The organism is Solibacillus sp. FSL W7-1472, assembly GCF_037969775.1.
Classification (GTDB): domain Bacteria; phylum Bacillota; class Bacilli; order Bacillales_A; family Planococcaceae; genus Solibacillus; species Solibacillus silvestris.
In genome coordinates, this window is record NZ_CP150208.1 from 3,242,275 (window position 1) to 3,257,475 (window position 15,201).

14 protein-coding genes are annotated in these 15,201 nt (G+C 41.8%); 4 read left to right on the plus strand and 10 right to left on the minus strand.

Features of this window, described 5'->3' with window-relative positions; translation table 11 throughout:
* Positions 1–127: 127 nt before the first annotated feature.
* The 4 genes from MKY07_RS16210 (at position 128) to MKY07_RS16225 (ending at position 2,839) form a co-directional block, all read left to right on the plus strand.
* Positions 128–430 (plus strand): transposase, encoded by a 303-nt coding sequence (locus tag MKY07_RS16210; RefSeq protein WP_065217046.1) that lies wholly within the window; start codon positions 128–130, stop codon positions 428–430.
* Positions 427–1,317 (plus strand): IS3 family transposase, encoded by an 891-nt coding sequence (locus tag MKY07_RS16215; RefSeq protein ID WP_156732622.1) that lies wholly within the window; start codon positions 427–429, stop codon positions 1,315–1,317. The genes MKY07_RS16210 and MKY07_RS16215 overlap by 4 nt, the downstream gene beginning before the upstream one ends.
* A gap of 332 nt (positions 1,318–1,649) precedes the next feature.
* Positions 1,650–1,952: a transposase gene (locus tag MKY07_RS16220; RefSeq protein WP_065217046.1), complete on the plus strand. Its 303-nt coding sequence runs from the start codon at positions 1,650–1,652 to the stop codon at positions 1,950–1,952.
* Positions 1,949–2,839, plus strand: a complete 891-nt coding sequence (locus MKY07_RS16225; RefSeq protein ID WP_156732622.1) for an IS3 family transposase — start codon at positions 1,949–1,951, stop codon at positions 2,837–2,839. The genes MKY07_RS16220 and MKY07_RS16225 overlap by 4 nt, the downstream gene beginning before the upstream one ends.
* A 299-nt stretch (positions 2,840–3,138) precedes the next feature.
* On the opposite strand, the gene MKY07_RS16230 is transcribed toward MKY07_RS16225, so the two are convergent.
* The 10 genes from MKY07_RS16230 to MKY07_RS16275 all read right to left on the minus strand — a co-directional run bounded on the left by MKY07_RS16230 (position 3,139) and on the right by MKY07_RS16275 (position 15,173).
* Entirely contained in the window at positions 3,139–4,554 is a 1,416-nt protein-coding gene (locus tag MKY07_RS16230) for a DHA2 family efflux MFS transporter permease subunit (protein WP_339263174.1), read from the minus strand.
* Between the two features lie 463 nt (positions 4,555–5,017).
* Entirely contained in the window at positions 5,018–5,602 is a 585-nt protein-coding gene (locus tag MKY07_RS16235) for a TetR/AcrR family transcriptional regulator (RefSeq protein ID WP_014822799.1), read from the minus strand.
* A gap of 569 nt (positions 5,603–6,171) precedes the next feature.
* Positions 6,172–7,464 (minus strand): phosphopyruvate hydratase, encoded by a 1,293-nt coding sequence (eno, locus tag MKY07_RS16240; RefSeq protein ID WP_339263175.1) that lies wholly within the window; start codon positions 7,462–7,464, stop codon positions 6,172–6,174.
* Positions 7,465–7,540: 76 nt separating this feature from the next.
* Positions 7,541–9,082, minus strand: coding sequence for a 2,3-bisphosphoglycerate-independent phosphoglycerate mutase (gene gpmI, locus MKY07_RS16245; protein WP_339263176.1), 1,542 nt, complete (start codon positions 9,080–9,082; stop codon positions 7,541–7,543).
* A complete protein-coding gene (tpiA, locus tag MKY07_RS16250) occupies positions 9,075–9,836 on the minus strand; it encodes a triose-phosphate isomerase (RefSeq protein ID WP_339263177.1) in 762 nt (253 codons plus the stop codon). The genes gpmI and tpiA overlap by 8 nt, the downstream gene beginning before the upstream one ends.
* 185 nt (positions 9,837–10,021) lie before the next feature.
* Positions 10,022–11,206, minus strand: coding sequence for a phosphoglycerate kinase (locus MKY07_RS16255; protein WP_087618268.1), 1,185 nt, complete (start codon positions 11,204–11,206; stop codon positions 10,022–10,024).
* Positions 11,207–11,491: 285 nt separating this feature from the next.
* Positions 11,492–12,505 carry a type I glyceraldehyde-3-phosphate dehydrogenase gene (gene gap / locus MKY07_RS16260; RefSeq protein ID WP_014822795.1) on the minus strand — a complete coding sequence of 338 codons (1,014 nt, stop codon included), beginning with the start codon at positions 12,503–12,505 and terminating at the stop codon, positions 11,492–11,494.
* A 66-nt stretch (positions 12,506–12,571) separates the two neighbouring features.
* Positions 12,572–13,633, minus strand: a complete 1,062-nt coding sequence (locus MKY07_RS16265) for a sugar-binding domain-containing protein (RefSeq protein WP_339263178.1) — start codon at positions 13,631–13,633, stop codon at positions 12,572–12,574.
* A gap of 138 nt (positions 13,634–13,771) precedes the next feature.
* A complete protein-coding gene (locus MKY07_RS16270; protein WP_014822793.1) occupies positions 13,772–14,005 on the minus strand; it encodes a glutaredoxin family protein in 234 nt (77 codons plus the stop codon).
* 406 nt (positions 14,006–14,411) lie between these two features.
* On the minus strand, positions 14,412–15,173 hold the full coding sequence (locus tag MKY07_RS16275; RefSeq protein ID WP_339264664.1) for a TPM domain-containing protein: 762 nt from the start codon (positions 15,171–15,173) through the stop codon (positions 14,412–14,414).
* Positions 15,174–15,201: the final 28 nt, after the last annotated feature.

The following is a 15,201-nucleotide window of genomic DNA, read 5'->3' on the forward strand; positions in this document are numbered from 1 at the left end:
ATCTGCATCTTCTAATATCCCGCCGCCATTTTCTAATAAGCCACTCGATTGTGAGGTTAGTATAAAAAATGGACACGTCTTAAGAGACACTTTAAGATTAAGATATCTAAAAAAGGACGTGGAACCGATGAAAGAAAAACAAACTCGTAAACGATTAGACACACAAACAAAAGAATACATTTTAAAGTCTGTTTTAGAAGATGGCGCAAAAGTTTCAGATCTGGCATTTAAGTTTGAAATTGGATCTTCAACGATCCATAAATGGATTAAAGATTATCGTGAATCGAAAAATCAGGATGTCACACGTTACTTTACTTCTAGCGAAGTAGATAAGTTGCAGGCAGCGTTTGATAAGAAGTTACGTGATTTGGAAGAAGAGAATGAAATTCTAAAAAAGGCTATGCACATCTTCGCGAAAAACCCCGAGTGATTTATGCATTCATTGAAAAGCATAAAAACGACTTTGGCATTGCGATGATGTGTAAAGTATTGATGGTTTCAAAAAGCGGTTATTATGATTGGCGTAAAAAACAGATACAGCCCTTATCGGAAAAAGAAGTACGTGATACAGAAATTGCCCATCAGATTCATCGATCGTATGCGAGGAGTTTTGGTACATACGGTAGCCCTCGAATTGCGCAAGACTTAGCGAGTTTAGGGTATGTCTGTTCGCAAAAGAAAATTGCGAATATGATGCGAAACCTTGGGTTAAGTGCCGTAATCCCGAAAACTGTTCAACGAACAACGGATTCCAATCACCATCAATTTATTTATCCGAATCTAGTCAAACGCCAATTTCAAGTAAAAGAGAAAAATAAAGTATGGGTCGCAGATATAACTTATATCCGAACACTGGAGGGGTGGGTGTATCTTGCGTCAATCATGGATTTATATTCTCGTAAAATCGTCGGCTGGGCCATCGCAGATCATATGGAAGAAACATTAGTAGATCAAGCCTTGAAGCATGCTTTAGCAGTTCGAAAACCCGAAAAAGGATTAGTTCATCATTCAGATCGAGGTGCACAATATTGTGCCACAAGCTATACAAGAACTTTAAAAGAACATGGGATTAAAATTAGCATGAGTCGTAAAGGAGATCCCTATGACAATGCGTGTATTGAATCCTTCCACGCCACAATCAAAAAAGAATGGATCTATCGTCACCGTTTCGAATCCAAAAAAGAAGCAAGAAAGAGCGTGGAGTCATATATCGTAAACTTTTACAATGAACGACGACGTCATTCAACAATCGGTTATTTATCACCAAACCAATTTGAGAGAAATCAACAGGAGCCCGTTTGTCAAAATGCCTCATAAAGTTCTCTTACAGGGTTTTCATCCCTCCATGCCCAGGTCTGGGCATGGAGGGATGAAAAGCAGAGCAACCGAAGGGCGGTAGCAAAAAAAGTCTCTTAACGTTTGTCCGAAATATTGACGGAAGACCAATTGTTCTAATAAAATCAAATCTGCCTTTCTCCCCGCCTATTGCCACCGACAATTCACCCTCTCCTACACCTCAAATTCAAGGAACTTCTAATATCCATCCCACTTGTTCTAATATCCCCCGGCTTTCTGAGGTTAGTATAAAAAATGGACACGTCTTAAGAGACACTTTAAGATTAAGATATCTAAAAAAGGACGTGGAACCGATGAAAGAAAAACAAACTCGTAAACGATTAGACACACAAACAAAAGAATACATTTTAAAGTCTGTTTTAGAAGATGGCGCAAAAGTTTCAGATCTGGCATTTAAGTTTGAAATTGGATCTTCAACGATCCATAAATGGATTAAAGATTATCGTGAATCGAAAAATCAGGATGTCACACGTTACTTTACTTCTAGCGAAGTAGATAAGTTGCAGGCAGCGTTTGATAAGAAGTTACGTGATTTGGAAGAAGAGAATGAAATTCTAAAAAAGGCTATGCACATCTTCGCGAAAAACCCCGAGTGATTTATGCATTCATTGAAAAGCATAAAAACGACTTTGGCATTGCGATGATGTGTAAAGTATTGATGGTTTCAAAAAGCGGTTATTATGATTGGCGTAAAAAACAGATACAGCCCTTATCGGAAAAAGAAGTACGTGATACAGAAATTGCCCATCAGATTCATCGATCGTATGCGAGGAGTTTTGGTACATACGGTAGCCCTCGAATTGCGCAAGACTTAGCGAGTTTAGGGTATGTCTGTTCGCAAAAGAAAATTGCGAATATGATGCGAAACCTTGGGTTAAGTGCCGTAATCCCGAAAACTGTTCAACGAACAACGGATTCCAATCACCATCAATTTATTTATCCGAATCTAGTCAAACGCCAATTTCAAGTAAAAGAGAAAAATAAAGTATGGGTCGCAGATATAACTTATATCCGAACACTGGAGGGGTGGGTGTATCTTGCGTCAATCATGGATTTATATTCTCGTAAAATCGTCGGCTGGGCCATCGCAGATCATATGGAAGAAACATTAGTAGATCAAGCCTTGAAGCATGCTTTAGCAGTTCGAAAACCCGAAAAAGGATTAGTTCATCATTCAGATCGAGGTGCACAATATTGTGCCACAAGCTATACAAGAACTTTAAAAGAACATGGGATTAAAATTAGCATGAGTCGTAAAGGAGATCCCTATGACAATGCGTGTATTGAATCCTTCCACGCCACAATCAAAAAAGAATGGATCTATCGTCACCGTTTCGAATCCAAAAAAGAAGCAAGAAAGAGCGTGGAGTCATATATCGTAAACTTTTACAATGAACGACGACGTCATTCAACAATCGGTTATTTATCACCAAACCAATTTGAGAGAAATCAACAGGAGCCCGTTTGTCAAAATGCCTCATAAAGTTCTCTTACAGGGTTTTCATCCCTCCATGCCCAGGTCTGGGCATGGAGGGATGAAAAGCAGAGCAACCGAAGGGCGGTAGCAAAAAAAGTCTCTTAACGTTTGTCCGAAATATTGACGGAAGACCATTTCTTCTAATAACCGGCTACATTGTTCTAATAAAATGCAGGCACGTCACGAAAATTCTACTATCAGCGTCCTCCAGCTCCGCCCAAACAAAAAAACAGCACCGGCAATTCCCGATGCTGTCCCATAAACGATTCACTACAAATGTGAGCAGTTCATTCGTAGCTATTAAATTAATTCCCAACCGGCTTGCTGTTCTTCACGAAGAATGAACCAACCAGACCTAATACTGCAACGACGGTCACGACGATGAACGCTGAGTGTACACCGTGTGCTAAAAATTCTGCCGGTAAGGCGTTGCTGAATTTTTCGATGTAGTTTTGCTGACCGATTGTGAACATTGTAATGGCAACCGCAGTACCTGAAGCACCCGCGATTTGCGTTAGGGTGTTCAATGCCGCTGAACCGTCAGCAAATTTATGTGGTGCCAACGAGTTCATCGCATTTGTTTGTGCCGGCATGATTGTCATCGATACCCCGACAAAGAATACACATAAGTTAACGATAATGATCCAAGTTGCTGTTGTTGCCGAAATCGTCGTTAAGAACACGATCATTGACACTAAAATCAGTGTAAAGCCGATCCGTGTGAAGATTTTTGCTCCGACTTTATCGAAGTTTGTCCCAACGATCGGTGACATGATGATATTTAAGATATTACCTGGCAACATACATAAACCTGCAGTTAAAGCTGCGAAACCTAATACTGTTTTCAGGAACATCGGCACTAAGATCGCCACTGAAAGAATCATGAACATTGTCGCAACCATCAATGCGACACCTAAAGAGAACATTGGTGATTTGAATACCGATAAGTCGATCATTGGCTCATCCATTTTTGTTTGGCGAATGCCGAAGACGACTAATAATACGAAACCAACGACAAGTGGTACCCAAACGATTGGTTTTGTAATCGATTGCTCCGCTAACGTTGCCAACGCGAATACAACACCACCGAAACCGAATGTAGAAGCGATTAATGATAGTAAATCAATTTTTGGACGTGTTACGTTGGATACATTGTCCACTTTAGAAAGTGCTAAAACGATTACAACGGCATACACAACGACCATGATCCAGAAAATATATCTCCAGCTTAATGAAGATACGATCAAACCTGCAATTGATGGGCCTAATGCCGGACCTGCCGTTAAAATAATCCCGACGATTCCCATGACGGCACCGCGCTTTTGCACCGGGAAAATCAGCATTACAACACTGAACATTAACGGTAGAATAATCCCTGTTGCAAGTGCTTGTACGAAACGACCTGCCAGTAATACCGCAAAGTTCGGTGCTATCGCGCCTAATAACGAACCGATTACTGCGAATACAACGGCGGCCACTACTAACTGACGTGTTGTAAACCAGCGTACTAAATAAGATGATAATGGAACTAATACGGCCAATACTAATAAGTAACCCGTTGTTAACCATGCCGCTGATGCTGCTGATACACCGAAGTCATCCATAATATTTGTTAACGCCATGTTTAATGCCGTTTCACCAAATAAACCAACGAATGTACTAATCATCAGAACAGCTGCCATGCCTTTTGGGCTTTTCACATTGAATATAGGTGCTTCCATTTTTTTCTTCCTCCAATTTTATAAGACTCATTTATGAAAGATGATAATTGCTGCGTATCATGCATTTTGCTGTTATAGAACGATTCTTCAAACAGCACGCTTTAAAATATATCAAATTTTTTCATGGAAATTCAATCACTCAAGAGAAAAATATTAGACCGGTCATTATAATTGTGAACATCAATTATCCATTTTTAACCTAAACTGGGCCTATCTTTCGTAGACATTTTTTAACAAATTTTTATGAAAACGATTGCACTTTTTTCAATAAATTATAGAGAGATACAACAAGAACGTTGCTACATCAACATTTGCAAGCAATTTCAACTCCATTGCTATGAAAAACAATAAATTTGCAAGAGTTTTCCACACACTTATATCGAAAATCAGGCTAATTGTGAACAACTTTTATTTGCGACAACAACAAAAAGGCCTGTCCAGAAATCCTATTCCGGACAAGCCTTTACTTATACTGTGCAAGCAACGCAGGGATGACTTTGCTTATATTTAATAACGGTTCATTCGATCGCTGGGACAATGACAGTGTAACCGCCCCTTCTATCATCGCACTTACCGCTTTACTAAGTGTGACTGCCGCTTCATCACTAAACCCGTTGGCAATCAATTTTGTATAGTAGATTGATTCCCAGTACTTATACGTATCGCCACAAACTTTCCGCAAACGCTCATTCATAAAGGCCGATTCCGCCGCAAGCAGCCCGAATGGCATCATCGTATAGGAATGCTCCTCCAGTCCATTTTCCACATCAAATAAGTCGGCCATCGCCAAAATATGGGCATTCAGTGCTGCTCCTACATCCACGAACTCATTCATATAATGCTGAATAACCGCGCCGATCCGCCGTTTTGACAGTACGATCGCTTCTTCCGCAAGCTGCTCTTTCCCCTCAGGAAAATAGTGATAAAGCGACCCTTTTGGTGATCCCGATTCGCTTATAATCTGATTCAAGCCGGTCCCATGGAAACCTTGAAAGTAAAACAACCGCGTAGCTGTTTCCAAAATCTTTTCCTTCGTTTGATTAGACATATCGTTCTCCCACCTTCTATAACAACTGGTCTAATTGATACCGGTCAAATTTGAATAGCTTAAACATATCACAAATTCTACCGCTTATATAATAACCTGATGCCAACGTTCACAAATTTTCAATAACTCCAAGGAATGTGTTGCCCCCGGATCTTCTAATATATCCTAAAATATTCTAATATAAATTTATTTGTTCTAATATGTTGCCGATTTTCTAATATAAGTGCCCAATGTGCTAATAAGTCCTCCGAAAGTTCTAATAAAGCTTCTACATGTTCTAATATCCCATCAACACTTTCCAATAAACCACTCAATTGTTCTAATAAAATCAAAGCTCGGCTTCTTCTCCGCGAATTTTAACTTCCTACACCGGCAAATTCAGCTTCCCTCCCCCTCCAATTCACAGAACTTCTAATATCCGAACCGTTTCTTCTAATATCAACTAAAAATCTTCTAATAACCCACCCTAATTTTCTAATAAAACCCACGCCCCTACCCGCTATCCCAGTAACACCACCCACTACACAAAAAAGCACCCGCCAAAAAGCGAGTGCTCGATCATCAAACAGTTATTTAATATTGTAGAAAGATTTTAGCCCTTCAAAACGGCTAGTTGCGCCTAATTGGTCTTCGATGCGTAGTAATTGGTTGTACTTCGCAACGCGGTCCGTACGAGATGGTGCACCTGTTTTGATTTGGCCTGCATTTGTTGCAACAGCAATGTCAGCGATTGTGTTGTCTTCTGATTCGCCTGAACGGTGAGAGATTACTGCTGTGTAGCCAGCGCGTTTCGCCATTTCAATTGCTTCAAATGTTTCTGTTAAAGTACCGATTTGGTTTACTTTGATTAAGATTGAGTTGCCAACGCCTTCTTCAATCCCGCGAGATAATTTCGTTGTGTTTGTTACGAATAGATCGTCACCAACTAATTGTACGCGGTCACCGATACGCTCTGTTAATAGCTTGTGGCCAGCCCAGTCGTTTTCATCTAAACCGTCTTCGATTGAGATGATTGGGTATTTAGAAGTTAACTCTTCGTACCAAGCAACCATTTCTTCAGACGTTTTTTCTACGCCTTCACCAGCTAAAACGTATTTGCCTGTTTCTTTGTTGTAAAGCTCTGAAGACGCAACGTCCATTGCTAAGCGGATTTCTTCGCCCATTTTGTAGCCGGCTTTTTCAACTGCTTCGATGATCACCGTGATTGCTTCTTCGTTTGAACCTAAGTTTGGAGCGAATCCGCCTTCGTCACCTACAGCTGTGTTGTGGCCTTTTTCTTTCAATACTGTTTTTAAGTTATGGAAGATTTCTGCACCCATACGTAATGCTTCTTTGAATGATTTAGCACCTACTGGCATTACCATGAATTCTTGAATGTCCACGTTGTTGTCCGCGTGTGCACCACCGTTTAAGATGTTCATCATTGGTACTGGTAATTGCTTCGAATTGAAGCCTCCTAAGTATTGGTATAAAGGAATGTCTAAGTAGTCAGCTGCTGCGTGCGCTACTGCCATTGACACACCTAAAATTGCGTTTGCACCTAATTTACCTTTGTTTTCTGTTCCATCAAGTTCGATTAACGCTTGGTCGATCACAACTTGGTCCAATACAGAATATTGACCTTCAAGTTCTTCCGCGATAATTGTGTTGACGTTTTCTACCGCTTTTTCAACACCTTTACCTAAGTAACGGCCTTTGTCTCCATCGCGTAATTCCACTGCTTCATATTCACCAGTTGAAGCACCAGATGGCACGATAGCACGGCCGAATGCGCCTGATTCTGTGAATACTTCTACTTCTACTGTTGGGTTACCGCGAGAATCTAATACTTCACGAGCATATACTTGAGTAATGAATGGCATAATAAAAAACTCCTCTATTGATAAATTTAGTAGGTGCTTGCACAAGGACAAGCTATATAATTAACCGCGCGATCAATTACTGTTCGCTTGGCATAACTAACGATTTCCCTGTCATCTCTGCAGGCTGGGCAATATTAAGTAATTCAAGCATTGTCGGTGCTAAATCGGCTAGGATGCCGTCTTCATACAGCATGACACCAGGCTTTGTGACAATCACCGGCACCGGGTTTGTCGTATGTGCTGTCATCGGCTTGTCATCCAGTGTCACCACTTCATCCGAGTTGCCATGGTCAGCTGTAATGATCGCATAACCGCCTTTAGCAGTAATTGCATCAACGACTTTACCTAGGCACTCATCCACTGTTTCGATTGCTTTAATTGTTGGTTCAAGCATTCCGGAATGTCCGACCATATCCGGGTTTGCAAAGTTTAAAATAATCGCATCGAACTTTTCTCCTGCAATAGCTTCCAATAAAGAATCGGTCACTTCATACGCACTCATTTCAGGCTTCAAGTCGTAAGTCGCCACTTTTGGAGAGGCGATTAATATACGCTCCTCGCCAGCAAATGTCTCTTCACGGCCACCGCTCATAAAGAACGTGACATGCGGATATTTTTCCGTTTCCGCAATGCGAAGCTGTGTTTTGCCAGCCTTTGAAATAACCTCACCGACCGTATTGACTAAATTGTCATTTTCGTATGCTACATCTGCTACGACATCATCACTGTAATGTGTAAACGTAACAAATTTCAGATTCGTCGGATGATTTTCAGAGCGTGGCATAGCGTCAAATTTTTCATTCGTCATTAAAGACGATAATTGAATCGCACGGTCCGGACGGAAGTTGAAGAAAATGACCGCATCGTTCGTGCTGATCGTTGCGGCAGGTCGTCCTTCTTCAGTCACGACAAACGGCACAACGAATTCATCAGTCAATTCACGTTCATAAGAAGACTCAACACCTGCTGTTGCGGAAGAGGCAGTTTGTCCAATTCCGTCAACTAATGCATTGTACGTTAAACCGACACGTTCCCAGCGACGGTCACGGTCCATTGCATAGTAACGGCCATGAATCGATGCGAACTTCCCAATCCCGATTTCTTTCATCTGTTTTTCTGTTTCCAAAATATATTCAAGTGCTGTCGTTGGACCGACATCGCGGCCATCCAGGAAGCCGTGAACATATACTTGTTCAAGACCATTTGCTTTAGCCAATTTCAATAAGGCAAATAGATGCTCATAGTGACTATGAACACCGCCATCTGATAGAAGACCCATCAAATGGAGCTTCGAACCATGTGCTTTTGCATGTTCAACAGCCGCAAGAAACGATTCATTGCGGAAGAAATCCCCATCACGAATCGATTTGTGAATACGTGTCAGGGACTGGTATACAATGCGTCCAGCCCCGATATTCAAGTGTCCAACTTCAGAGTTCCCCATTTGGCCTTCCGGTAGACCTACTGCTTCACCACTTGCTATTAAAGTTGCATGTGGGTAGGCTTGCCAGTAACGGTCGAAATTCGGTTTATTTGCTTGTGCTACGGCATTACCTTTTACTTCATCACGAAAGGCAAAGCCGTCTAAAATAATTAATGCTACGGGTTGTTTAGGCATTTGCTGCCGCCTCCAATAATTTCATGAATGATGCTGGTTGTAGGCTTGCTCCTCCTACTAATGCGCCATCGATATGTTCTTGTGATAAAAGCTCTTCAATGTTCTCAGGCTTTACACTGCCACCGTATTGAATGCGCACTTTTTCAGCTGTATCTTTTCCGTATAATGTTTCAACCGCCAGACGGATTGCACAGCATACTGTATTCGCATCTTCTGCAGTAGCTGTTTTCCCTGTTCCGATTGCCCAGATTGGTTCATACGCAATGACCATATGCTCAACTTCAATTGGAGCAAAGTCTTTTAACGCTTTTGTAATTTGGCGTGCTACTTTTGCTTCGGTTTGACCCGCTTCACGCTCTTCCAATGTTTCGCCGCAGCAAATAATCGGTACAATACCGTAATTAAGAGCAGCACGGACTTTTTTGTTGATCGCTTCGTCTGTTTCGTTGAATAGCTCACGACGCTCCGAATGCCCTAAAATGACATAATCGACATTGACATTCGAAAGCATTTTCGGGCTGATCTCGCCTGTAAATGCTCCTTCGTCTTCAAAGTGCATGTTTTGCGCGCCAATTGCCAGGTTTGAATCTTCTGCCCCTACGACAAGTGTCGGTAAATATAATGCAGGTGCACAGATGACCGCATCGACTTTATCCGGAGAAGGAACCTCTTGTTGGATTTCTTCGATAAAATCAACTGCCTCATCAAAGGACTTATACATTTTCCAGTTTCCTGCTATGATCGGTTTTCTCATTCAAAACCCTCCGTTTTTAAAAGATTCTGTTCAATCGTGCCGTTGTTTTCCGCTACGGCGGACGCTTTCCCCGGGCGCGGCTCAAGCCTATAGTCTCGAGCATCGCGCCTTTCCCGGTGGAGTCGCCGCCTTCGCTCCAAACAACTAACATCCTGTAGTCACAGATAATTTATCCTATTAATGATTTATTTATCGTTTAACGCAACAATTCCCGGTAATTCTTTACCCTCCATTAACTCTAATGAAGCACCGCCGCCTGTTGAAATATGGTCCATTTTCGAAGCGACTTCGAATTTTTCTACCGCTGCAGCTGAGTCACCGCCGCCGATAATTGTGTAGCCGTCTGTTGTTGCCATTGCATCCGCTACTGTTTTCGTACCGTTTGCGAATTTTTCCATTTCGAATACACCCATTGGTCCGTTCCAAATGATTAATTTTGATTGCTTAATTACTTCTGCATAGTTTTCAGCCGTTTTCGGTCCGATATCCAGTCCCATCCAATCAGATGGAATTGCATCGATTGCCACAACTTGAGTTTCCGCATCTTTAGAAAACTCGTTTGCTACGACAGCATCGACCGGCATATGCAGCTGTACACCTTTTTCTTTCGCTTGTTCGATAAAGCCTTTTGCCAGCTCGATTTTATCTTCTTCCAGCAATGACTTCCCGATATCATGACCCATCGCTTTTACGAACGTAAATACTAAACCGCCGCCGATAATCAGGTGATCCACTTTATCCAACAGGTTTTCAATAACCCCGATTTTATCTTTAACTTTCGCTCCACCAATAATCGCTGTGAACGGGCGCTCCGGATTGGATAAAGCTTTCCCTAATACGTCCAGTTCTTTTTCCATTAATAGACCTGATACAGCCGGTACATGTTTTGCAATGCCCTCTGTTGAAGCATGTGCACGGTGAGCTGCACCAAACGCATCATTTACATAAAGATCCGCTAATTTCGCAAACTCTTTTGCCAATGCTTCGTCGTTTTTCTCTTCGCCTTTATGGAAACGAACATTTTCAAGCAGGATAATTTCGCCGTCTTGCATATTGTTAACCGCTGCTTCTACATCTGAACCAATTGATTCATCCAATTTTTTGACTGGCTTGTCCATTAATTCCGAAAGACGCTCGCCGACTGCTGTTAAGCGCATGTCCTCATTCACTTCGCCTTTTGGACGGCCAAGATGTGAAGCTAAAATTACTTTTGCTCCAGCGTTTACTAATTGTTCAATTGTTGGAATAGCTGCACGAATACGCGTTTCGTCGGTAATGCGGCCCTCATCCATCGGCACATTAAAATCGACACGCACAAATACGCGTTTTCCTTTTACATCTACATCGTTCATTGATTTCTTTAAAAACATACTGAACATCCTCCTTCATACTCGTTCGTCAATTATTGTGGATTGTATACTCGTTAGTTAAGATAGTAACAAAATTCGATAAGGCTGTCTTGGTATCGCCTCTGTTTTGTAAATTTTCCTTATATCCGAAAAAAGAGCGGTCCGGGTGAGTCCCTGCCGCTCTTTTACCCTTATTTATTATAAGGTTTACCTGTATTAAAGGCTATACTTTTTATGCCCATTTCCTTTTAATATGTCACACTTTTTCTTTAATTTCGAAAAAGTATGTCACATTTTATCGAAATATTATGCTTTTTCGATTCCTTGTTTAGCGATATATAAAGCTAAATCCATTAAACGAGTAGAGTAGCCGATTTCGTTATCATACCAAGAAACAACTTTCGCCATACGACCTTCCATTACCATTGTTGATAAACCATCAATTGTAGATGAAGCCGGGTTACCATTGTAGTCGATAGATACTAACGGTAATTCGTTGTATGCAAGAATGCCTTTTAAATCGCCTTCAGATGCTTCTTTTAATGCTGCGTTAATTGAATCTGTTGTTACGTCTTTATCCAATTCAACAACTAAGTCAACACATGAAACGTTTGGTGTTGGAACACGCATTGAGAAACCGTCCAGTTTGCCTTTTAATTGTGGCAATACTTTCGATACTGCGATTGCTGCACCTGTAGTTGTCGGAATCATTGATACCGCGCCTGCACGTGCACGACGTGGGTCAGAGTGCGGGAAGTCAAGGATACGTTGGTCATTTGTATATGAGTGAATTGTTGTCATCATACCGCGTTTGATGCCGAACTTTTCATCCAACACTTTTGCAAGTGGTGCTAAACAGTTTGTCGTACAAGAAGCATTTGAAATAACATCTTGTGCTGGGTCGTAATCTTCGTGGTTAACGCCCATTACATATGTTGGCATATCGCCTTTTGCTGGTGCAGAAAGGATTGCTTTTTTCGCGCCGGCTTCGATATGTTTCGATACTTCTTCCATTGAACGCCATCTACCTGTACATTCTAAAACTACATCTACACCAAGTTCACCCCATGGTAATTGTGCAGGATCTTTTTCTGATAGCACTTGAATGCGTTTGCCGTTTACGATAAATGCATCTTCTTCCGCTTGAACGTCTGCATCATACACTCCATGTACTGAGTCGTATTTTAATAAATGTGCAAGTTGTTTCGCATCAGTTAAATCATTTACTGCAACTACTTCAAATTCCTCGTGCTTCATTGCTTCACGGAATACTAAACGTCCGATTCGTCCAAAACCATTGATTGCTAATTGTAATGCCATGTGTAATTCCTCCAATAACTTTATTATTAAAATAGTATGGGTAAAATCATACTTTTAAAAACATATTTAATTTTTAAGGATTGTACTTGCAGTTTGCTCATCTGTAATCAAAATCGTTTGCGGTGCAGCGTTTTTAAAATACGCCTGAATCGCTGCAGCCTTATTTCTGCCTGCCGCAATGGCAAGAACATGTTGCGCTTTGTTAACTTGATGACGCTGAATTCCAATTGTCCTCAGATGATGGACAATGTCGCCATCTGCATTGAAATAGTAGCCAAATGCTTCGGCAACCGCGCCTTTTTCTTCAAGTATTTGCTGCTCCTGCTGTGAGCTTTTACGACGAAGTGCCATTTCCTGTGCTGCACCGATTCCGTGAATCACGATATCCACCTGTTCATAAAGTGTAATCATCTCCCGGATAATCGGTTCATCCTTCATCGCTTCATATGCCTGCTCACTTAAATGCTCCGGCAAAAACAATGTGCGGTATGTTGCCCCGCATCTTTTTGAAAACTTCGAAACAATTGTATTCGCCTGGAATGTCATCTCATCGCCCATACCACCGCGTGCCGCAATAAAGTTTGCGTCGCTCAGTACCAGGACATCCGATAAATATTCCTTCATCGAAGCAACACTGCTGCCGCCTGTCACCGCAATTTTCGCTTTTGCAGGTGCAATCTGCTGTAGTACTTGTGCCGCAACTTTACCGAGCTGCTGCTTTACCGTTTCATCCTGTTCGGCATCACCTGGCACAATGATGACACGTGCGATGCCAAAGATGTTTGTAAGCTGCTGTTCCATTGCTACAATACCGGAAAGCTCACGATACAGTTCGTAAAGCTGCTCTATTACTTCATACCCTTTTGGCGTGCAAATCATGCCTTTTTTTTGAATCAAGATCAATTGCTGCTCGCTCAGGACCGTTGTTTCATTACGGATATCACGCTCTGTCATCTGAAGCTGTTCTCCTAAAGCACGTCTGCCAATCGGGCTAAATGTCGCAATTGCTTGTAAAACTCGAAACCTCTTTTGAAAAAGAGCATCAATTTCAGGCATTAGTTTACGCTCAGCTGCAAAAAATGAAATATCCGTCAAAAAACCACCTACCTGATTTATCTTGTTGGACAATATATGTCCCACATAAATATTTTATGTCCCACATGGGGTAAAAAAAAGAATTTCTGATTTCATTATAGATCGTCTCGGAGTGATTTGCAACTTTTATGACGGAATTATTCGCAAAAAATAGCGAACAGGCACCGATGGCTAGTCCACCAGTGCCTCATACAATGTCGCATAATCGAGCTGTCCGTATTGCACAACATCCCCGTTATACTCAACAACAGGAATCATGAGCATATACTTTTCATGCGCTTCATCATCTTCTTCTATATTATAATGCTCAATCGTAAAGTCGATGTCTTCCTGCACAATTTTTAACGTATGGAGTCCTTCAATGCAAAGTCCGCAGTCCGGTTTTGAATAAAATTTGATGATCATTGGCAGTTCCTCCCTTTTTTTATTATTATAGCTGATGATGGTGGGGATGGCGGGGATTTTATTAGAAGATTTTTTGATTTATTGGAACATCCGGGTGGCATATTAGAAGTTCTCGCTTACTTAATTAGAAAATGCGGACCTCTTTTTCATCGCCTACTTTTATTAGAACTTCCCCAGCTATATTAGAACATCTGACAACTTATTAGAAGTTCTTGAATGCTTATTAGAAGATCCAGACCACTTATTTGAACATCGGCCACTTATATTAGAAGTTTCGTGTTTTATTAGAACTTTTACTGGTTTATTAGAACATCGCGCCAACTTATTAGAAGTTCTCGCTTACTTAATTGCACCAAAAAAGCATCCCACCCGCAAAGAGTGAGATGCCTGATGCCTTGCCTTAAACCTAGAACTTCCTGCCCGCGCCTCCGCCGAACGAGCCGCCTCCACCGAAGCCGCCAAAGCCGCCCGATGAACCGCCGCCACCGCCGAAGCCACCTCCAAAACCACCGAAACCGCCACTACGGTATACCCTGCGTGCTGTGCGTCGGCGTCCACCTGGGCCACCGCCACCACCAAACTTCGTAATGATGAAGTAAATAATAATGATCATTATAATGAAACCGATTGAAATCCCATCATCATCATTTGATGCAACAGGCTGTACTAGATCCGCGCCGCCTGCTTCACCACCCATTTCTTCATAAAACGCGGAGAAGATACTGGCAAACGCATTCGTATAATCACCTTCAGCTAGATATGGAAGCATATACGTATCGATCATGCCGCCGAGCTTTCCGTCCGGATATTCTCCTTCCAGTCCACCACCGACCGTAATCCACACATCATTTTGCCCCGGCCCTTGCTCAGTTGTTGCAAAAATAAGCATGCCGTTATCAAGCGCTTCATCACCGATTCCCCAGCTGCGCATCGTTTCCGTACCAAACTCAAACGCATCCATTCCATCGATCGTATCAATCGTCATCATAACAATGACATTTCCCGTTGAACCTTCGAGCGCTTTTGCCGATTGAATCAAGTTTTGTTCCACATCATCGGACAAAACGTTGGCGTAATCATAAACGTAAGAATTGTAGGCCGGTTTATCCGGTATGGCTGCCATCGCCTGGATTGGTACGAGCATTACCCATATTAAAAGCGATACCATTAGTCTCACATACAGTCCCCCTTTTCAG